This window comes from Streptomyces plumbidurans, assembly GCF_019857225.1.
In the GTDB taxonomy this organism is placed as follows: Bacteria; Actinomycetota; Actinomycetes; order Streptomycetales; family Streptomycetaceae; genus Streptomyces; species Streptomyces plumbidurans.
Genome location: NZ_JAFJSY010000004.1, coordinates 189,989 through 208,827, shown reverse-complemented (window position 1 = coordinate 208,827; position 18,839 = coordinate 189,989). Strand labels below are relative to the sequence as shown.

Sequence of the window (18,839 nt, the reverse complement as noted above, 5' to 3'; positions counted from 1 at the left end):
ACACCGTTACTCATCGCCCCGACGCTCATCGACCGTTCGGCCGCGCGACGTCCACCGGCTTGCGCGTCGCGCCGCGCAACTCAGGAGGCCCGCCCGCCGAACTGCCAGTCGTGGACCTCGATGTCCGCGTAGCGGTCGGCCGTCAGGACGGTACGTGCCGCGTCCGTGTCGGGGGCCCGCAGCAGGACCGCCGTGCCGAGCCAGGTGACTCCGTCGTCCGACAACAGGGGTCCGTATGCGATGAGTTCGTCCCGGTCGGGCGGTAGGTCGAGGTCGGCGGCCGGACCCGAGCCGAGGCCGAGTACGAGGTAGCGGTTGCCGCCCTCTCGGCCGCCGGGGAAGTCCCACATCGTGCGCCCCAGCAGGTTGCGCCACCGGCGCAGCAGCACGTCACGGTACACACCGGCCTGGTGGTTGGGCTCGTCGAAGGCGAACGCGCGGGCCGCGTCGGGGCCGGGCAGGTCGACGATGTGCACACTGCCGGTGGGCGCCTCGCCGCCGTCCTGGAAGGTCGGCCCGCGCGCGATCATCTCCGCTCCGTACCGGTCCATGTAGGCCCAGTGCTCCTCCAGCAGTTCGTCGCGCAGCGCGGCCGATCCGGCCCGGTCACGGTGGTAGCAGAAGTACTCCATGCCCACGGACCCTTCCTCACGCCAGGCCCGCGGCTCAACCGACTTCTCGACCGACTCCCTGATCGATTCACCGATATCGATAAACCGACCGACGCGCTTCTCAGCGGGCCGCGAGAAGCCCGTCCACCAGGGCCCGCAGCCCGTCCAGGTAGGTGTCCTCGGCGGTCAGCGGCGCCCACCGCTGCGCCACCTGGGACAGGCGGGGCAGCTCGTCCGGGTCCAGGGCGGCGAAGACCTGGTCGCGGTAGGTGGGTTTGTCGTCGCCCGTACGGCGCCGGGTCGCCGTTGCCCGGATCATGATCTCTCCGGCGGTGTAGTACCAGATCGCGCGATAGCCGTGGACAGCCCGCTCGGGCGGCAGACCACCTGCGACCAGTCCGTCGACGATCTGCTCGACGAACCACAGGGCGGAGGCGGACATCAGGTCGTCGGCGGTCAGCACCTCCACGATCCACGGGCAGTCGGCGAGCGCCTCGTGGATCGCGGCAGCGGCGACGACGACCCGCTCGCGCGGCTCGTCGGGCAGTTCGGGCCGGCGCAGCGTCCGGGCGGCGTAGTCGTCGAGCAGCAGGACGAGCAGCTGGTCCTTGTTGCGTACGTGGTGGTAGAGCGCCATCGGCGTACTGCCGATCTCGGTGGCCAGCCGCCGCATGGTCAGCCGGTCCACCCCTTCCGCGTCCACGATTCTGCGGGCCGCCGCGACCACCTCCGCACGGGAGAAACGGGGAGGTCGGCCAAGGGTTCTGCGCGGTGCGGGGGGCTGCGGCATGACCTCATCATCCCAAAAAGGCGTCGACAGGGACGACACCCTCGGGTTACTTTTCTTACATGTATAGAAACTCGCGAGGGCGCCCCGGAGTGGTGCTGGCGGCCGTGGCCGTCGCCCAGTTCGCCGTCGCCCTGGACCTGTCGGTGGTCAATGTCGCGCTGCCCGCGATGCGCACGGCCCTGGGCTTCGATCCGCTCGGGCTGTCATGGGTGGTGCATGTCTACGCGCTCACGCTCGGCGGATTCCTGCTGCTGGGCGGCCGCGCATGTGATCTCTACGGCCGGCGCCGGCTGTTCGTACTGGGCCTGATCGGGTTCGGGCTGTGCTCGCTGGCCGGCGGCCTCGCCCAGGCGCCCTGGCAGCTGATCGCCGCCCGCGCCGGTCAGGGCGTGGGGGCCGCCGCGGCCACCCCGGCCACGCTGGCGATGCTCACCACCACCTTCACCGAGGGCCCGCAGCGCGTACGGGCGCTCGGGGTGTGGAGCGGGGTGAACGCCGCGGGCGGAGCGCTCGGCGTGCTGGCGGGCGGCCTGCTGACCCAGTACGCGGGATGGCGCTGGGTGATGCTGATCAATCTGCCCATCGTGGCGGTGGCCCTCGCGCTCGTGCTCGCGGGCGTGCCCGCCGAGACGCGCCCCGTCCGGCGCGAGCGGCTGGATGTGCTCGGCGCCGTCCTGGCGACCGGCGGGGTCGGGCTGCTGGTGTTCGGTGTCGTGCGCACCGACGCCGTGGGGTGGGGGTCGCCCGCCACCGCGGCGATGCTCGTCGCGGCGGCCCTGCTCCTGGGCGCCTTCGTCTTCGTCGAATCCCGGGTCTCCGCACCGCTGTTGCGGCTCGGTCTGCTGCGCAGCCGCTGGGTCGCGGGCGCGAACGTGCTGGTGTTCTTCTCAACGGCCGGGCAGTTCGCGGCGTTCTACTTCGTGTCCCTGTACATGCAGCAGGTGCTGGGCATGGGCGCCGCCGCGACCGGCGCGGCGTTCCTGCCCTTCTCCGTGAGCCTGATCGCGGGCAGCGTCGTCGCGACCCGGGTCACCGCGGCCCGCACCCCGCGTGCGTCGCTGGTGCCGGGTGCCCTGCTGGCCGCCGCGGGGCTGGCCTGGTTCGCCTTCATCAGTCCCCACGGCGGCTTCCTCACCGACGTACTCGGCCCCTGCGTCGTCACCGGCGTCGGCGTCGGACTGGTCATCGCCCCGATCGTGGCCGCCGCGACCACGGGTGTGGCCCCGCGCGAGGCCGGTATGGCCTCCGGCCTGATGAACAGCTCGCGTCAACTCGGCGGCTGCATCGGCCTGGCCGCCCTGGCCACCGTCGCCGCACACCACACCGGCGCGTCCACCGCCCCCGCGGCACTCAACGACGGCTACGCCCTGGGCCTCGCCATCGCCGCCGCCCTCTTCGCGATCGCTGCGGTCGTGGCGATCGCCGTACTCCCCCGGCGCGGGACCACGACGCCCGGCCGTCGATCCACCGCCCCGACCGAGAACGAAGCCGAGAACGAACTGGAAGGAACTTCGTCATGACGACGCCGCTCTCACCCGTCGACCTGTTCGCCTCGGCGCTGCACATCCACCCCGGCGGTGACGTGCGTGTCGCCGGACGCCGGACGGTCGGCAGCGACGCCGGTACCTGGCACGTCGGTACGTTCCATGTGGAGACCGACGCGGACGTACACGCCGACCACTGGGAGATGCACCCGGAGGCCGATGAGGTGGTGTGCTGCCTGTCCGGCGGCTTCCGCCTCTACCTCCATCCGCTCGCACCGGGCGACCCCGAGGACATGCTGCGGTTGGGGGCGGGCACCGCCGCGATCGTCCCCCGCGGCCGCCGGCACCGTCTCGAACTGGACGCTCCCAGCGACCTGATGTCGATCACGCTGCGCGACGGGACCCGACTCGAGAAGCGCACCGACGCCCAGTGAGCAGATCCATACGGCGTCGTCGCCCCTCTGCGGGGCCGGAAGTTCAGGCGGGCAGGGCGGCAAGCCACTCTGTCAGGAGACGGTTGATCTCGTCGGGACGCTCCTGCTGGATCCAGTGGCCGCAGCCGTCGAGGAGATGGGAGGACACCAGACCCGGCAGCGTGACCGGATACGCCTCGATCGCGTCCGCCAGCCAGGTCGTGGACGCGTCCAGGCTCCCGCCGGCGAACAGGGAGGGCTGGGTGATCGGGGCGCCGTCGTAGGCGGCGAGGTCCTCCCAGTCGCGATCCATGTTCCGGTAGCGGTTGAGCGCGCCGGTGAGGCCGGTGCGTTCGAACTCGCCCGCGTAGACGTCGAGTTCGCTCTCGCCGAGCCATGCGGGCAGCCGTCCGGCGGGGAACCGGTCGCGCAGCTTCCCGCCCTTGGCGACGAAGTGCGGATCGGGCGCTCCGGGCGCCGGCATGGTGTCGGCGGACAGGGCGGCGTAGAAGCCCGCGAGCCAGCCGCGTACGTCGGGTTCGATCTCGGCCTCGGCGCGGCCGGGCTTCTGGAAGTAGGAGACGTAGAACTCCTCTTCCCCGCCCATCCGCGCGAAGATGTCGCTGGGGCGGGGCCCGCCGCGCGGGGTGTAGGGAACGCTCAGCAGTCCCACGGCCCGGAAGACCTCGGGACTGAGCAGGGCGGAGTTCGCGGCGATGGTGGCCCCCCAGTCGTGGCCGACGATCACCGCGGATTCCTCGCCGAGGGCGTGCACCACGGCGACGTTGTCCTCGACCAGGTCCAGCATCCGGTACGCCTCCGTCGCGGCCGGCTTCGAGGAGCGGCCGTAGCCGCGGACGTCGAGGGCGACGGCGCGGTACCCCGCCTCCGCGAGCGCCGGCAGCTGACGGCGCCACGAGTACCAGGACTCCGGAAACCCGTGCACGAACAGCACCAGCGGCCCGCTGCCCTGCTCCACAAGATGAATCCGGCCTGCCGGCGTGGCAACCGTCCGGTGGGTGACCTCCGCGGCGTGCTGCACCATACGTCCTCCTCCAGGACCTCTCAGCCGGCCAGTCCGACTCAGCGGGCCCACTCCCGATCATGCGGAAGCGCCCGCGGGGAGCACGAGATCGTTTGCCGATTCGGCAAACCGGCCTCAGGACTGGCGGCGGGCGAAGAGGATCGCTCCCGGGACGCCGTCGTAGGGGTCGAGCAGGGTTTGTGCCTCGACCGTGAACCCGGCATCGCGCAGCCAGGCTGCCACTTTGTCAGGCCGGCGGCGGTGGACGTACACGTTCATCGGGTGACCGCCGTAGCCCTGCGTCTTCAGCCTCGACTCGTCGCCGACGTGAAAGCCGAGCAGGAGCGGTCCGCCGGGGCACAGCACTCGCCGGAAGTGTCTGAAGACCGCAGGGACGGCGTCGTCGGGGATGTGGATCAGCGACCAGAAGGCGAGCAGACCGGCGACAGAAGCGTCGGGGAGGGCGAGGTCCGTCATGGAGCCCACTTCGAACCGCAGGTGAGGGTGGTCGCTGCGCGCGACGTCGATCATCGCGGGGGAAAGGTCGATGCCGAAGGCATCCACGCCCAGGTCGTTCAGGTGAGCCGTGACATGTCCGGGTCCGCAGCCCACGTCCGCCACCGGCCCGCCGCCGGTGGCGTGGACCAGGTCTGCGAACAACGTCAGCGTCGCCCGAAGGTACGGCTTCTCGGCCAGAGCCCCGCGTATCTGGTCGGCGTAGTCGACCGCGACCGTGTCGTACGAGGTCCGGGTGTCCGCCAGCCAGCCGTCCGTGTTCATGGCGCGACACGGTAGTCGAGTGATCGGGGTGACGAACCTGGTCAACCGGGTGTGTGCCAATGCGCGAAGTCGTATCGCTCTCCTCTCGCCGACTTGATTCACTCGAACTAATGCTCGAATATCTAGGCATGTCTGCAAGACCGGTGGCGAGCGTGGAAGCAAGGGGCGGTCCTGCCGAGTCGGCGTATGCGTCGCCGCTGAAGGCTCTGTTGCCGCAGGGGCGTATCCGTCCCGGTACGGCGGTCAGTGCAGGTGGGGACATGCCTCTGTTGCTGGCGCTCGCCGCCGAGGCATCCGGTGGCTCGGTTGGTTGGGCGGCGGTGGGCCTGCCACAGATGGGGGCGCTGGCGGCGCAGTCTGCCGGGCTGGAGCTGGCGGGCGGGATGCGGATCGACGATCCGGGGCGCCAGTGGGCGCAGGTTCTCGCCACCGTGGCGGAGGCCGTGCCCGTGGTGCTGGTGGGCCGTCTCGCGCCGGTGCCCGACCGGATCGCCCGCCGTCTGGCCGCCGTACTGCGACGCAGCGGATCGGTGCTGCTCGCCGCCGACTCCTGGCAGGGCGCCGAGGTCCGGATGAGGGTCGTCTCCGCCGCCTGGGAGGGCATCGGCGGCGGACACGGACTGCTGCGTGGACGGCGTGTGCGGGTGGCGGCGGCCGGTCGCGGTGCGGCTGCCGTCGCGCGGTACGCGGAGATGTGGTTGCCGGGGGCCGATGGGCTGGTGGCCGCGGTGCCCGGGGCGGGCAGACACGTGGTTCCTGCGCTCAGTACCGACGAACCCGTGGCAGCCCTGGACGGAGCCACGGAACTGCACGTATCAAATGCCGCCGCGGCAGACGGTTCCGAGCGCACCCGTCGTGAGTCGCCGTTTCTGCGCGTGGTGGGGTGAGCGGCGGTGGGCAGCAGGGTCATCGTGGGCTGGGTGCCCGACTTCCCGGTTCTCGCGGCCGGTACCGGGCCCGCCGGGATCGGCGGCCCCGCCGATCCCGTGGCCGTCGTCCATCGCGACGAGGTCGTGGCCTGCTCGGCTGCCGCGCGGGCGGCCGGGGTTCGGCGGCGGATGCGGGTGCGGGTCGCCCAATCCCGGTGTGCGCGGCTGCGGGTGGTGGAACGGGATCTCGCCGCGGAGATACGGGTCTTCGAGCCCGCCGTCCGCCACATCGAGGGCACCGTCATGCCGCGCCTCGAAGTGATCCGGCCCGGCCTGATCGCCGCGCCCGCCCGTGGCCCCTCCCGGTACTGGGGAGGCGAACCACAGCTCGCGGACCGTCTGGTCGCGGCGCTCGGCGAGATGGGTCTCCCGGCGCGCACGGGCGTCGCCGACTCGGTCTTCGCGGCGGCGCTCGCCGCCCGCACCGGGCAGATCGTCCCCGTCGGCGGCGAGGCGGCCTGGCTCGCCCCGTACCCGCTGGGGGTACTGGGCGTACCCAGGCTGGCGGAGCTGCTGGAGCGGCTCGGTATCCGCACGGTCGGCGCGTACGCGGCGCTGCCCGAGGCCAAGGTCCTGGCCCGCTTCGGCGCCGAGGGCATCGCCGTCCACCGCACCGCGCGCGGCCGCCACGACCGCCCGTTGACCGTGCGGGCCGACACGGACGCGCACACGGTGGCGTACGCCTTCGAGCCGGTCGCGCACCTCCTCGAACCGGTCGTGTTCGCGGCGAAGGCGAGCGCCGAGCAACTCCATGAGCGGCTGACCGCGGCCGGGGTGGTGTGCGCCCGGCTGGAGGCCGTCGTGGAACTCGCCGACGGCCGCACCCTGTCGAGGATCTTCCGCCATGAGGGCCGGCTGTCCGCGCTCGCGGTCGCCGAGCGGGTGCGAGGCGTACTGCAGGCCTGGGCGGACGCGGGGCTGCTCGACACCGGGGGCGAGCAGGGCATCGTCCGCCTGGCGCTGCGCCCCGAGCAGCTGACGACGGCCACCGGACGCCAGAGCGCACTGTTCGGCGAGCGCCAGACCCCGGAGGAGGTCGAGCGGGCGGCCGCACGGGTGCAGGCGATGCTCGGCCACCAGGCGGTGGTGCGCGTCGAGTTGGGCGGCGGCCGGGGTCCGGCGGATCAGGTCCGCCTCGTCCCGTTCGGCGACGTCGACAACGGATCGCGTCCGCCCGACGGCCCGTGGCCGGGTCGGCTGCCCGCCCCTCACCCGGCCACGGTCTTCCCGAACTGGCTGCCGGCCGAACTCACCGACGCGGGCGGACAGCGAGTGGCTGTCTCCGGCCGCATGGTCCTGTCCGCCGCTCCGGCCCGTCTCGCCGTGGAGGGCTACGGCGACACGGCGGTCGAGGGCTGGGCGGGGCCCTGGCCGGTACTGGAGTGGTGGTGGGACCGCGACCGTTCCCGCCGTATCGCCCGCATGCAGATCGTCACCACCGACGGCCGCGCCTGGCTCCTGGTCGTCGAACACGGCCGTTGGTGGGCGGAGGCACACTATGGCTGACCAGAGGGCCACGGTTGCCGACGGCCGCAAGCCCCGCCACACCGAACTCACCGCCCCGCACCGGTCGTTGCCGAACAGCACCACCGCCCGGCGGAGCCACCATGGCTGACCACCACGCCGACGTCCTACGCCTGCCCACCGCCTCCCGCACACCACCTCCGCCCCCACCGAACGACCCGGGCTGGACCGAACTCCACGTCCACAGCGCCTTCTCCTTCCTTCAGGGCGCCGCCCAGCCCGCCGAACTCGTCGCCGAGGCGGCCCGGTTGGGCGTGTCGGTGCTGGCCCTGACCGACCGCGACGGCCTCTACGGTGCGCGTCGGCTGGCCGAGGCCGCGGGACCGGCTGGGATCGGTACCGTGTACGGCGCCGAACTGACCCTGAGTGAGCCGGAGTTGGGCACACCCGTCGTCCTGGCCCGCACCCTGGAGGGTTTCCGGCTTCTTTCGGCGGCCATCAGCGCCGGGCAGCTGGCCGGCGCCAAGACCGCCCCCGTCCATGACCTGCACGCACTGTCCACGGCCGCGAGCAGCGGTCACTGGGCGGTGCTGCCCGGCTGCCCCGCGCCCGGCACGGAGCGGTGCGACGTGAGCGCGGTCGCGCACCGGCTGCAACGCCTGACCGACGTCTTCGGAAGCGGCAGCGTGTACGCCGAACTCGTCGACCACCATCTGCCGCAGGACTCGGTCGCCAACGACGTCATGGCCGTCGCCGCCCGCCGTCTCGGCCTCCCGGTGGTGGCGACCGGAGCCGTCCACTACGCCGCCCCGCACCAGGCCCGTCTCGCCCAGGCGGTCGCCGCGCTGCGCCGTCGCGAGACCCTGGACCGTGCCGTCGGCCATCTGATGCCGGCCCCGACCGCGCACCTGCGGTCGTACGCCGAGATGCGACAGGCGCTCGCCCGCCACCCCGGCGTCCTGGAGACCACCGTCGAACTCGGCCGCTCCTGTGTGATCGACCTCGGCGGGCTGCGGCCCCAACTGCCCGGCTTTCCCACCCCGGCCGGGTTCACCGAGGACAGCTGGCTGCGCTATCTCGCCGAACGGGCCTGCGCCGCACGGTACGGGGACCGCGACGACGGCGCGGCCGAGGCCCGCGCGGCATGGCGGCAGCTCGACCACGAACTCGACGTGATCGCCGAGCTGGACATGGCCGGCTACTTCCTCATCGTCCACGACATCGTCCAGTTCGCGATCGGCCGCGGCATCTGGTGCCAGGGCCGCGGCTCCGCCGCCAGCAGCGTGGTCTGCTACGTCCTGAACATCACCGCGGTCGACGCCCTCAGGAACGGCCTGCTCTTCGAGCGCTTCCTGTCCGTCGAGAAGGCCGGACCTCCGGACATCGACATCGACTTCGAGGCCGGCCGCCGCGAGGAGGTCATCCAGTACGTCTACGAGCGCTACGGCCGCGATCACGCCGCTCAGGTCGCGAACGTCATCACCTACCAGCCGAGGCTGTCGGTCCACGACGCGGCCAGAGTGCTGGGCCACCCGGCCGCGCAGATCCGTGAGATGACCCGGCACATCGACCACGGCCCGCCCGGCCCCGACGTCGACCTGCCCGCGGACGTACGCGAACTCGCCGCCCAACTCCACACGCTGCCACGGCACATGGGCATCCACGTCGGCGGCATGGTGCTCACCCGGCAGCCGCTCGCCGAGGTGATGCCGGTGGAGTGGGCCACCGCCGAGGGCCGCTCGGTGCTGCAGGGCGACAAGGACGACGTGGCCGCCGCCGGGTTGATCAAGATCGATCTGCTCGGCCTCGGCACCCTCGGCGCCCTGCACACCGCCTGCGACCTGATCGCCGAACACCACGGCGTACGCCTGGACCTGACCTCGATCCCGCCCGACGACCCCGACGTCTACGACATGATCGCCCGCGCCGACACGATCGGCGTCTTCCAGGTGGAATCCCGCGCACAGATCAGCACGCTCCCCCAGTTGCGCCCGAAGACCTTCAACGACCTCGCCATCGCCGCCTCGATCATCCGCCCCGGGCCGATCCAGGCGGGCTCCAAGCACCCCTTCCTGCGCCGCCGTCGCGGCGAGGAGCCGGTCGGCTACCCCCACCCGCTCGCCCGCCGCGCCCTGGAGAAGACCCTCGGCGTCGCTCTCTACCAGGAACAGGCCATGCAACTGGCCATCGACTGCGCCGGTTTCACCCCCGGCGACGCGGACCGGCTGCGCAAGGCCATGGCCGCCAAGCACGCCCCCGAGAAGGTCGCCGGGCTGCGCGACCGGCTCCTCACTGGCATGGCCGCGAACGGCATCCCGCCCGCCGCCGCGGCCCACATCCTCTCCATGATCGAGGCGTTCAGCGACTACGGCTTCCCGGAGAGCCACGCCCAGTCGATGGCCCACATCATCTACGCCGCCGCCTGGATCAAGCACCACTACCCGGCCGCCCTGACCGCGGGGATCATGGCCAACCTGCCGATGGGCTTCTACGACGTGCAGACCCTCATCCAGGATGCCCGGCGGCACGGAATCACCGTGCGCAACGCCGACGTGCGGGCCTCCCAGGTGCACGCCACCCTCGAACGCGAAGGAACAGAGGGGAAGTTCGCCATCCGCCGGGGCCTCACCAGCGTCAACGGACTGAGTGAGGACGCCGCTCGCGGCATCGTCGAGGCCCGTGCCGCGCGGCCGTTCACCGGCCTGGAGGACTTCGCCCGCCGTACGCGGCTACCGGCCCGTCTGATGGAACAGCTCGCCACCGCGGGCGCGTTCGAGCCCTTCGACGACCACCGCCGCAGCGCCCTTTGGACGGCCGGTGCCTTCCCCCGCGCCCAGCAGGACCACCTCCCCGGCCTCGGCTCCCTCGCCCCCGCTCCCGAACTGCCGGTCATGAGCCCCGCCGAGGAGACCACCGCCGACCTGGCCGCCACCGGCGCCAGCGCGACCACGCATCCGGTCCACCACGTCCGGCCCCTGCTCCGGCGCCGCGGCGCCCTGTCCGCCGCGGTCGTGCGCGCCACGGCCGATCAGACTCCCGTACGGCTGGGCGGACTCGCCAAATACCTCCAACGCCCGCCCACCGCGAATGGCGTGGCCTTCGGTGCCCTGGAGGACGAGACCGGGATGGTGAACCTGGTCTTCTCCCCGCCCGTGTGGGAGCGCTGCCGCCGCGTCCTGCTCGAAGCACCGGCGGTCCTGCTCGACGGGCATGTGGAGCGCGAGCACGGCTCCTTCAACGTCATCGTCCACCGGGCAGAGAGCCTGGCGGTGCCGACGGCGCCCCGAACGCGGCGTGAGCGTCGATGAGTTCGGCGGCGACCCACCGTGCGACCTCGGCCGGGTACGGCGTCGGCAGGCCAAGGACGATGTGCCCGAAGCCGGCGTCGAGCGCCTCGCCGATCGCGTCCCGGGTGGCTCCGGGAGCGTCGTAGTCCACCGGTAGATGGATGGAGCGGGTGATCGAGGCGGGATCGCGGCCGATCTCGGTGCAGTAGCGGTCCAGCAGTGCGCTGCGGCGCGCGGCGTCGTCGATGTCGCCGCCCGGGATGTTCCACAGGTCGGCGTGTTCGGCGGCCACGCGCAGGGTCGCGGCGGCGCGCCCGCCGATCAGGATGGGCGGGTGGGGGCGCTGAACAGGCTTGGGGTTGCCGAACGCCCCGGTGAGGCGGACGTGTTCGCCGTCGAAGTCGAACGGTTCGCCCTCGGTCCACAACCGCCGTATCACGGTGCACGCTTCGGCGAGGCTGCCCACCGCGTGGGCGGTGTCGTGGAAGGGCAGTCCGTGTGCCTCGTACTCGCGCCGGGCCAGGGGGTGGCCGGGGCGTGAGCCGACACCGATGCCGAAGTCGAGCCGGCCGCCGGAAACGACGTCGACGGTGGTGGCGATCTTGGCGAGCAGGGCGGGCGGCCGGAACCGGTTGCTGGTCACCAGCACACCGATGCGCAGCCGCCGGGTGTGCGCGGCGAGCGCGGAGAGCAGGGTCCAGCCTTCGTACGCCGGTCCGGTGGGGTCACCTGCGATCGGCATGAGGTGGTCGAACAGCCACGCGTGCTCGATCTGCGGGACGGCGTCCGCCTCGCGCCAGACGCGCAACACGTCCTGGTAGTCGACCTGTTGAGGTGCGGTCATGATCCCGAAGCTGGGTCGGGGCGGGTTCGGCATGACGGCTTGCTCCGTATCGATGTCGATCGATGTCCTCAATGGGGCTGCTCTGAAGGGGAGTTCGGCGGCCTGGTCCCGGTCAGCGGCGTCGTAGCGACGCGTCCAGCAGCGCGGGCGGGGTGTCGTGCTTCTCGTCGGCGGCGAGGTCGGTGCCCGGCGCGACGATCGCGTCGACGGCGTCGAGTACGTCGGCGGGCAGCACGGTGTCCGCGGCCGCGAGGTAGGCGTGCAGATGGTCCAGGGTGCGGGGGCCGATGAGCGCGCTGGTCACGGCCGGGTGGGCGGTGACGAAGCCGAGCGCGAGCTGGATCATCGTCAGGCCGGACTCGTCGGCGACCGCGGCCAGTTGCTCGACGGCGGCGAGCCTGGCCCGGTTGGCGGGAACGGCCGGGTCGAAGCGCTGCGGCATGAACGTCGAGCGATGGCTCGCGACCTGCCTCCCCTGGCGTATCGCACCGGACAGCCAGCCCGACGCGAGCGGGCTCCACACCAGCACGCCGAGCCCGTACTCCTCCGTGACCGGCAGGACATGGCTCTCGATGCCGCGCTGCAGGATCGAGTAGCTGGGCTGCTCGGTGACGTAGCGGCTCAGATGGTGCTCGCGGGCGGCCCACTGGGCCTGCACGATCCGGTGGGCGGGGAAGGTCGAGGAGCCGAAGTAGCGTATTTTTCCCGCGCGTTGGAGGTCGGTCAGCGCCGACAGCGTCTCCTCGTCTCCGGTCCGCGGGTCCCACCGGTGGATCTGGTAGAGGTCGACGTGGTCGACCCCGAGTCGGCGCAGGCTGTTGTCGAGTTCGGTGACCAGCCAACGGCGCGAGCTGCCCTGGTGGTTGCGCTCCTCCCCCATCGGCATGCCGGCCTTCGTGGCCAGCACGAGGTCGTCGCGGCGACCGGCGATCGCCTTGCCGACCATCTCCTCCGACTCGCCGTCGCCGTACATGTCCGCCGTGTCGATGAGGTTGACGCCGGCTTCGAGGGCGGCGTCGACGATGGCGGTGGCCTCGTCCTGGGTGGTGCGCCCGATGGTGCCGAAGTTCATCGCGCCGAGCGCCAGGGAGCCGACCTGCACACCGGTGCGGCCCAAGGTGCGGTACTGCATGATCGTGTTCCTCCATTGCGACATTGCTTGATGGCCGGGCGGCCGGTCTGCCCTCGCGGGCAAACGGAACACTGTTCCGCAAACAACGATACGGAGCATCGATCCGCTTTGGCAAGAGCGAGACGGAACACGGCTCCGCTTCGGCGAGGGTTCGCAGCGCGGGGCTCCGCGGGAGGAAAAACAACAAAGGCAAGGAGGTCATGCACTCCTTGCCACTCTCAACATATAGCGCACAGGGGGGCTTGCGGCAAGGCCGGGGGCATGCCGCACAATCGCAGGCCGAAGCCGTTACCTGCAAAAATGGGGGATTCTCGAAGTGCGCACGTCTCTGTCAGCATTCGATCTGCCCGACCGTCTCTCCGCCAAGGCCGACCCGATGCTGATCGGCCGCGACGAGCGGCACTTCGCGGCCATCGCGCGGTGTCTGGAGCAGACGATCGCCGAACTGTCCGACCGCCTCGACGCCGCGCTCAAGGCACCCGGAGGCCTGGGCCGGCACGCGATGGACCGCGACATCGAGGTCCACCGGCTGACCGGACGGTTGCGCACCCTGCGCCGTTTCGGTCTGGACCTGTGCCTCGGACACATCGTGGGCGCGGACGGTTCCGAGCCCCTCTACATCGGACGCCTCGGCCTCACCGACAGCGAGGGCCACCGGCTGCTGGTCGACTGGCGCTCGCCCGCGGCCGAGCCCTTCTTCGCGGCGACCCACGCGGACCCCATGGGTCTCGCCAGCCGGCGTAGATATCGCTGGACCGACGGCCGGATCAGCGACTACTGGGACGAGGTCTTCACCACCGAGGGGCTGGACGGGCGCGCCGCGCTCGACGACCAGTCCGCCTTCATCGCCAGCCTGGGCGCGAACCGGTCGGACCGGATGCGGGACGTGCTCGCCACCATCCAGGCCGACCAGGACGCCATCATCCGGGCGGGCTCCCGCGGAGCCCTCGTCGTCGACGGCGGTCCCGGCACCGGCAAGACGGTCGTCGCCCTGCACCGCACCGCCCATCTCCTCTACGCCGACCCGCGCCTGGGTCACCGCAAGGGCGGCGTACTGTTCGTCGGCCCGCACCGGCCCTACCTCGCCTACGTCTCCGACGTCCTGCCCAGCCTCGGCGAGGAGGGGGTGCAGACCTGCATCCTGCGCGATCTCGTCACCGAGGGAGCCGCGGCGGGGGTCGAGGCCGACCCGGAGGTGGCCCGGCTGAAGTCGTCCGCGGACATGGTGAAGGCCATCGAGCCGGCCGTCCGGTTCTACGAGGAACCGCCCACCGAGGGCACGACGGTCACCGTCGACTGGCACGACATCCGGCTGACCGCCGGCGACTGGGCGGAGGCGTTCGCAGCCCCGGAGCCGGGCACTCCGCACAACGAGGCGCGCGACCAGGTCTGGGAGAAGCTGGTCTCCGTACTGATGGACAGGTACGACGGCGACGACCTCTCGCCCGCACAGTTCCGCAGGGCACTGCAGCAGGACAAGGAGCTGGTGGGGACGCTCAACAAGGCGTGGCCGATGCTCGAAGCGGCCGATCTCGTCGGTGACCTGTGGTCGGTGCCCGCCTATCTGCGGATGTGCGCTCCCTGGCTGAGCCGCGACGACGTACGCAGGCTGCAGCGCGCTGATCCGCAGGCCTGGACGGTGTCCGACCTGCCCCTCCTGGACGCGGCGCGGCAGCGGCTCGGCGACCCGCGAGAGGCCCGGCGCAAGCTCCGTGACGCGGCCGTACTGGCCGCCCAGCGCGAGCAGATGGCACAGGTCGTCGACAACCTGATCTCGGCGGCGGCCGACTCCGGCGCCGACACCGACGACGGCGAGGGCCTGGTGATGATGCTGCGCGGTCAGGACGCCGAGGTCAGCCTGGTCGACGAGAGCGCACTGACCGTGGCCGAACCGGACCTGCTCGCCGGGCCGTTCGCGCACATCGTGGTGGACGAGGCGCAGGAACTGACCGACGCGGAGTGGCAGATGCTGCTGCAGCGCTGCCCGTCCCGCAGCTTCACGATCGTCGGGGACCGCGCCCAGGCCCGGCACGGCTTCACGGAGTCATGGCAGGAGCGGCTCGGCCGGATCGGCCTCGACCGGATCGACGTGGCCTCCCTGAGCATCAACTACCGCACCCCGGAAGAGGTGATGACGGAGGCCGAGCCGGTCATCCGGGCCGTACTGCCGGATGCCAACGTCCCCACCTCCATCCGCTCCGGCGGCGTCCCCGTCGCCCACGGATCCACCGCGGACCTGGACACGGTCCTCGACACCTGGCTCGCCGCCCACGACGAGGGGATCGCCTGCGTCATCGGCGACCCGACATTCCGCGCCACCTCCCGCGTCCGTTCACTGCCCCCGGAACTGTCAAAGGGCCTGGAGTTCGACCTCGTCGTCCTCATCGACCCGGACACGTTCGGCGAGGGCACCGAGGGAGCGGTCGACCGCTACGTCGCCATGACCCGAGCAACCCAACAACTGACCATCCTCACAACCCCCTGAACCCCCCAAGACACGTCCCCCACGCCCCACCCAAAGGGGCGCAGGGAACGGCGCGACCAGCCACGACGACGCAGCAGAAAACCAACCACCCATCGGGCGTTCAACGCGCCCCAAAGGGGCGCGGGGAACGGCGCGACAAGCCACAACGACGCGGCAGAAAACCAACCCACCCATGGCACCCGGGCCGCGGAGCCTCAGGCTCCCGCGGTCACCGCCTTCAAAGCGGCCAGCGCCTCCCGCATCAACGGCCACATCGGCCGCTCCTCCCCCGGAGCGACCCAGCGTTCGAAGCCGACCCTGAAGACGGCGATCCCCGCCTCGGCGGTCAGGCTCGCGGCCGGTTCCGCGATGCCACGCAGGCGCAGCGCCTCGGTGAGCGCGGCCGACAGCGAGGCGAGCTTGATCAGTTCGCGTTCCCGCAGTTCCGCATTTGCGGTGATCACGGCCTGGCGCTTGCGGGCGAAGGGACGCCGGTCGACGAACACCTCGGAGACCGCCTCCAGCGCGGCCGCCACCACGTCGATCGGCGCCGCGGACGGCGGCGCCTCGCCGACGGCCTTCACGAACAGGTCCTGCAAATGATTCGAACCGTCGAACAGCACCTCACGCTTGTCGGCGTAGTGCCGGAAGAAGGTCCGCTCCGTCAGTCCGGCCTGCTTGGCGATCTCCGCCACGGTCGTCCGCTCGTAGCCACGCTCGCTGTAGAGCTCCAACGCCGCTTTCGCCAGGCGTTCGCGCGCGTTCGGCTCCCATCTGCTCATGAAGCAGATCCTACGCGATGGCAGTGACTGACATCAGGTGCTAGCGTTGATGACAGTTACTGACATCGACAGTTTGGGGCTCCCCCATGCGTATCTTCGTGACCGGCGCGTCCGGCTGGATCGGCTCCGCGCTCGTTCCCGACCTCATCGAGGCAGGCCACCAGGTCGTGGGCCTCGCCCGCTCCGAGGCCTCCGCCGCCGCACTCACCGCCGCCGGAGCGGAAGCGGTCCGCGGCACCGTTGACGACCTGGACGTCCTGGCCGACGCCGCCGCAGCGTCGGACGGGGTGATCCACCTCGCCTTCAAGCACGACATCGCCTTCAGCGGCAGCTTCCAGAGCGCCGCCGAGGCCGATCGCCGCGCCGTCGACGCTCTCGTCGAGCCGCTGGTCGGCACCGACCGGCCCTTCGTCCTCGCCTCCGGCCTGGCCGGCCTCAAGCCGGATCAGGTGGCGACCGAGCAGGACATGCCCACGGTCGACGACTCGGCCTTCTCGATCCGCGCGGCCACGTCCCTGGCGGTGCTCGACTCCGCCTCGCGCGGCGTGCGCTCGTCGGTGGTGCGGCTTTCCCCGACGTGTCACGGCGACGGGGACCACGGGTTCATGGCGACCCTGGTCGCCACCGCCCGTGCCAAGGGTGTCTCCGGCTACCTCGGCGACGGCGCCAACCGCTGGCCGGCCGTGCACCGTCTCGACGCGGCGCGGCTGTTCCGGCTGGCGGTCGAGAAGGCACCCGCGGGCTCGGTGCTGCACGGCGTGGCGGAGGAGGGCGTCGCCATCCGCGACGTGGCCGAGGTGATCGGCCGCGGGCTCGATGTGCCGGTGCACCCCGTGGCCGCCGACGCCGCGGCCGAGCACTTCACCTGGATGAGCGCGTTCATCGGGCTCGACGCCCCGGCGTCGAGCACCCTGACCCGCGAGCTGCTCGACTGGCAGCCGACCGGCCCGGGCCTCCTCGAAGACCTCGGCAAGGGCCACTACTTCCAGGGCGCCTGACCCAACAGGGCTGAGGCGGCGCCGAGTTCGGCCGGTGGTGGGCCGGGCTCAGCTCGGCTGACCGCGGGTCGGGCTCGGGTCGGCTGGCGGCGGGTCGGGCTCAGGTCGGCCGCCGGCGGATCCGACTCGCTCGGCCATCGGGGGATCGGGCTCGCTCGGCCGCCGGCGGATCGGACTCAGCTCGGCTGCCGACGAAGCCGCTTCAGCTCGGCCGTCGGCGGGTCGGGCTTGGGCCGGCTAGCGGCGGGTCGGCTCAGGTCGGCTGGCGGCGGGCCGGGCTCAGGTCGGCCGCCGGCGGATCCGACTCGCTCGGCCATCGGAGGATCGGCCTCAGCTCAGCTGCCAGCGGGTCCGGCTCAACTCGACCGCCGACGGATCAGGCTCGCTCGGCCACCGGGGGATCGGCCCCAGCTCAGCTGCCAGCGGATCGGCCGCAGCTCGACCGCCGACAGATCCGGCTCAGCTGGGCCTCCGACAGATCCGGCTCAACTCCGCCGCCAGCGGATCAACCTCAACTCGACCGCCGACGGATCAGGCTCAACTCGGCCGCCGACGGATCCGGCTCAACTGGGCCTCCGACAGATCCGGCTCAGCTCCGCCGCCGACGGATCAACCTCAACTCGACCGCCGACGGATCAGGCTCAACTCGGCCGCCGACGGATCCGGCTCAACTGGGCCTCCGACAGATCCGGCTCAGCTCCGCCGCCGACGGATCAACCTCAACTCGACCGCCGACGGATCAGGCTCAACTCGGCCGCCGACGGATCCGGCTCAACTGGGCCTCCGACAGATCCGGCTCAGCTCCGCCGCCAGCGGATCAACCTCAACTCGACCGCCGACGGATCAGGCTCAACTCGGCCGCCGACAGACCTGGCTCAACTCGGCCGCCGACAAACCCCCCTCAGCTCGACCGCCGACGAACCCCCCTAAACTCACGATCCACCGCCCAGGCGTCGGCGACCGGGCCGACGTGGCTGAGCTTGTCGGGATTGATCACCGAGCGGATCGCCCGGATCTGCCCGGCGAGCACATCGAGCACCATGACAGCGAGGACCCCGCCCTCCCGTTCGCGGAAGATCGCGCCGGGCTGGCCGTTGATCTCGTGGAGTTCGAAGGTCACGTCGATCCGGGCCATCCAGGGGAAGACGGAGGCGAGCAGCCGGGCCACGTTGTCGGCGCCGACGACAGCCCTGGCCAGCTGCGGGGCCTTGCCACCGCTGTCGCCCGCCATCGACACATCGGCCGCGAGCAGGTCCCGCAAAGAGGCGACATCACCTTCGCGCAGGGCGTCGAAGAACCGCGAGGCCAGTTCCTCCCGCTCTTCGCGGAGCGCCTCGAAGCGGGGCCGGCCGTCCCGCATGTGCCGCCGTGCCCGCACCACCAGTTGCCGGCACGCCGCCTCCGACCGCCCCACCGCGGCGGCGACCTCGTCGAACTCGAAACCGAACACCTCCCGCAGCACGAACACGGCCCGCTCCAGCGGACTGAGCCGCTCCAGCAGCACCAGTGCCGCCATCGACACCGAGTCCGCCAGCTCCATCGCCCGTGCCGGGTCCTCGTAGGGATCGCTCAGCAACGGCTCCGGGAACCACGGGCCGACGTACTGCTCCCGCCGTACCCGCGCCGAACGCAGCACGTCCAGCGCGATCCGCGTCACCGTGGTCGAGAGATACGCCTTGAGGGACGTGGGCCGGGTCGTCGTGCCGTCGTAGCGCAACCACGTCTCCTGCACAGCGTCCTCGGCCTCCGAGACGCTGCCCAGAATCCGGTAGGCGAACGAGAACAGCAGCGGTCGCAGCTCCTCGAACTCCTCGACCTTGCTCACGCGCACTTCGCT

At 71.6% G+C, this 18,839-nt stretch carries 15 protein-coding genes; 7 read left to right on the top strand and 8 right to left on the bottom strand.

Annotation, left to right across the window (positions count from 1 at the left end; genetic code table 11):
- Positions 1 to 80: 80 nt before the first annotated feature.
- Together JYK17_RS03925 and JYK17_RS03920 are read right to left on the bottom strand one after the other, a co-directional pair.
- Positions 81 to 632 (bottom strand): YciI family protein, encoded by a 552-nt coding sequence (locus JYK17_RS03925; protein ID WP_108012393.1) that lies wholly within the window; start codon positions 630 to 632, stop codon positions 81 to 83.
- A 100-nt stretch (positions 633 to 732) separates the two neighbouring features.
- Positions 733 to 1,401 (bottom strand): TetR/AcrR family transcriptional regulator, encoded by a 669-nt coding sequence (locus JYK17_RS03920; protein ID WP_108012392.1) that lies wholly within the window; start codon positions 1,399 to 1,401, stop codon positions 733 to 735.
- A gap of 59 nt (positions 1,402 to 1,460) precedes the next feature.
- Here JYK17_RS03920 and JYK17_RS03915 point away from each other — a divergent pair, with 59 nt between their 5' ends.
- A complete protein-coding gene (locus tag JYK17_RS03915) occupies positions 1,461 to 2,921 on the top strand; it encodes an MFS transporter (RefSeq protein WP_181362463.1) in 1,461 nt (486 codons plus the stop codon).
- Positions 2,918 to 3,319, top strand: a complete 402-nt coding sequence (locus JYK17_RS03910) for a cupin domain-containing protein (RefSeq protein WP_108012390.1) — start codon at positions 2,918 to 2,920, stop codon at positions 3,317 to 3,319. The genes JYK17_RS03915 and JYK17_RS03910 overlap by 4 nt, the downstream gene beginning before the upstream one ends.
- Before the next feature lie 43 nt (positions 3,320 to 3,362).
- On the opposite strand, the gene JYK17_RS03905 is transcribed toward JYK17_RS03910, so the two are convergent.
- Both JYK17_RS03905 and JYK17_RS03900 read right to left on the bottom strand, forming a co-directional pair.
- On the bottom strand, positions 3,363 to 4,343 hold the full coding sequence (locus tag JYK17_RS03905; protein ID WP_108012389.1) for an alpha/beta fold hydrolase: 981 nt from the start codon (positions 4,341 to 4,343) through the stop codon (positions 3,363 to 3,365).
- A gap of 114 nt (positions 4,344 to 4,457) precedes the next feature.
- Entirely contained in the window at positions 4,458 to 5,102 is a 645-nt protein-coding gene (locus JYK17_RS03900) for a class I SAM-dependent DNA methyltransferase (protein ID WP_108012388.1), read from the bottom strand.
- Between the two features lie 143 nt (positions 5,103 to 5,245).
- Here JYK17_RS03900 and imuA' point away from each other — a divergent pair, with 143 nt between their 5' ends.
- The 3 genes from imuA' (at position 5,246) to JYK17_RS03885 (ending at position 10,803) form a co-directional block, all read left to right on the top strand.
- Positions 5,246 to 5,989: a DnaE2-dependent mutagenesis accessory factor ImuA' gene (gene imuA', locus JYK17_RS03895; protein ID WP_504739967.1), complete on the top strand. Its 744-nt coding sequence runs from the start codon at positions 5,246 to 5,248 to the stop codon at positions 5,987 to 5,989.
- 6 nt (positions 5,990 to 5,995) lie between these two features.
- Positions 5,996 to 7,537 (top strand): DNA polymerase Y family protein, encoded by a 1,542-nt coding sequence (locus JYK17_RS03890; RefSeq protein WP_258198304.1) that lies wholly within the window; start codon positions 5,996 to 5,998, stop codon positions 7,535 to 7,537.
- Between the two features lie 101 nt (positions 7,538 to 7,638).
- Positions 7,639 to 10,803 carry an error-prone DNA polymerase gene (locus JYK17_RS03885; RefSeq protein ID WP_222809760.1) on the top strand — a complete coding sequence of 1,055 codons (3,165 nt, stop codon included), beginning with the start codon at positions 7,639 to 7,641 and terminating at the stop codon, positions 10,801 to 10,803.
- Here the strand turns inward: JYK17_RS03885 and JYK17_RS03880 are convergent.
- Both JYK17_RS03880 and JYK17_RS03875 read right to left on the bottom strand, forming a co-directional pair.
- On the bottom strand, positions 10,736 to 11,659 hold the full coding sequence (locus tag JYK17_RS03880) for an LLM class flavin-dependent oxidoreductase (protein ID WP_222809759.1): 924 nt from the start codon (positions 11,657 to 11,659) through the stop codon (positions 10,736 to 10,738). The genes JYK17_RS03885 and JYK17_RS03880 overlap by 68 nt on opposite strands.
- Before the next feature lie 79 nt (positions 11,660 to 11,738).
- Positions 11,739 to 12,758, bottom strand: coding sequence for an aldo/keto reductase (locus JYK17_RS03875; RefSeq protein WP_222809758.1), 1,020 nt, complete (start codon positions 12,756 to 12,758; stop codon positions 11,739 to 11,741).
- 316 nt (positions 12,759 to 13,074) lie between these two features.
- Between JYK17_RS03875 and helR the strand changes: the two genes are divergently transcribed.
- Positions 13,075 to 15,243, top strand: a complete 2,169-nt coding sequence (helR, locus tag JYK17_RS03870; protein WP_222809757.1) for an RNA polymerase recycling motor ATPase HelR — start codon at positions 13,075 to 13,077, stop codon at positions 15,241 to 15,243.
- A 194-nt stretch (positions 15,244 to 15,437) separates the two neighbouring features.
- On the opposite strand, the gene JYK17_RS03865 is transcribed toward helR, so the two are convergent.
- Positions 15,438 to 16,004 carry a TetR/AcrR family transcriptional regulator gene (locus JYK17_RS03865; RefSeq protein WP_128801162.1) on the bottom strand — a complete coding sequence of 189 codons (567 nt, stop codon included), beginning with the start codon at positions 16,002 to 16,004 and terminating at the stop codon, positions 15,438 to 15,440.
- 86 nt (positions 16,005 to 16,090) lie between these two features.
- On the opposite strand from JYK17_RS03865, the gene JYK17_RS03860 reads away from it, so the two are divergent.
- Positions 16,091 to 17,002 carry an SDR family oxidoreductase gene (locus JYK17_RS03860; protein WP_222809756.1) on the top strand — a complete coding sequence of 304 codons (912 nt, stop codon included), beginning with the start codon at positions 16,091 to 16,093 and terminating at the stop codon, positions 17,000 to 17,002.
- A 901-nt stretch (positions 17,003 to 17,903) separates the two neighbouring features.
- Here the strand turns inward: JYK17_RS03860 and JYK17_RS03855 are convergent.
- On the bottom strand, positions 17,904 to 18,827 hold the full coding sequence (locus tag JYK17_RS03855) for an RNA polymerase sigma-70 factor (protein WP_222809755.1): 924 nt from the start codon (positions 18,825 to 18,827) through the stop codon (positions 17,904 to 17,906).
- Between the last annotated feature and the right edge of the window lie 12 nt (positions 18,828 to 18,839).

What these genes read in the sequence shown, in the direction of transcription:
- JYK17_RS03885 (WP_222809760.1), top strand. Translation starts at nt 7,639, where the DNA reads ATGGCTGACCACCACGCCGACGTCCTACGCCTGCCCACCGCCTCCCGC.
- JYK17_RS03860 (WP_222809756.1), top strand. Translation starts at nt 16,091, where the DNA reads ATGCGTATCTTCGTGACCGGCGCGTCCGGCTGGATCGGCTCCGCGCTC.
- JYK17_RS03900 (WP_108012388.1), bottom strand. Translation starts at nt 5,102, where the DNA reads ATGAACACGGACGGCTGGCTGGCGGACACCCGGACCTCGTACGACACG.
- JYK17_RS03865 (WP_128801162.1), bottom strand. Translation starts at nt 16,004, where the DNA reads ATGAGCAGATGGGAGCCGAACGCGCGCGAACGCCTGGCGAAAGCGGCG.
- JYK17_RS03905 (WP_108012389.1), bottom strand. Translation starts at nt 4,343, where the DNA reads ATGGTGCAGCACGCCGCGGAGGTCACCCACCGGACGGTTGCCACGCCG.
- JYK17_RS03875 (WP_222809758.1), bottom strand. Translation starts at nt 12,758, where the DNA reads ATGCAGTACCGCACCTTGGGCCGCACCGGTGTGCAGGTCGGCTCCCTG.
- JYK17_RS03925 (WP_108012393.1), bottom strand. Translation starts at nt 632, where the DNA reads ATGGAGTACTTCTGCTACCACCGTGACCGGGCCGGATCGGCCGCGCTG.
- JYK17_RS03915 (WP_181362463.1), top strand. Translation starts at nt 1,461, where the DNA reads ATGTATAGAAACTCGCGAGGGCGCCCCGGAGTGGTGCTGGCGGCCGTG.
- JYK17_RS03920 (WP_108012392.1), bottom strand. Translation starts at nt 1,401, where the DNA reads ATGCCGCAGCCCCCCGCACCGCGCAGAACCCTTGGCCGACCTCCCCGT.
- JYK17_RS03880 (WP_222809759.1), bottom strand. Translation starts at nt 11,659, where the DNA reads ATGCCGAACCCGCCCCGACCCAGCTTCGGGATCATGACCGCACCTCAA.
- JYK17_RS03910 (WP_108012390.1), top strand. Translation starts at nt 2,918, where the DNA reads ATGACGACGCCGCTCTCACCCGTCGACCTGTTCGCCTCGGCGCTGCAC.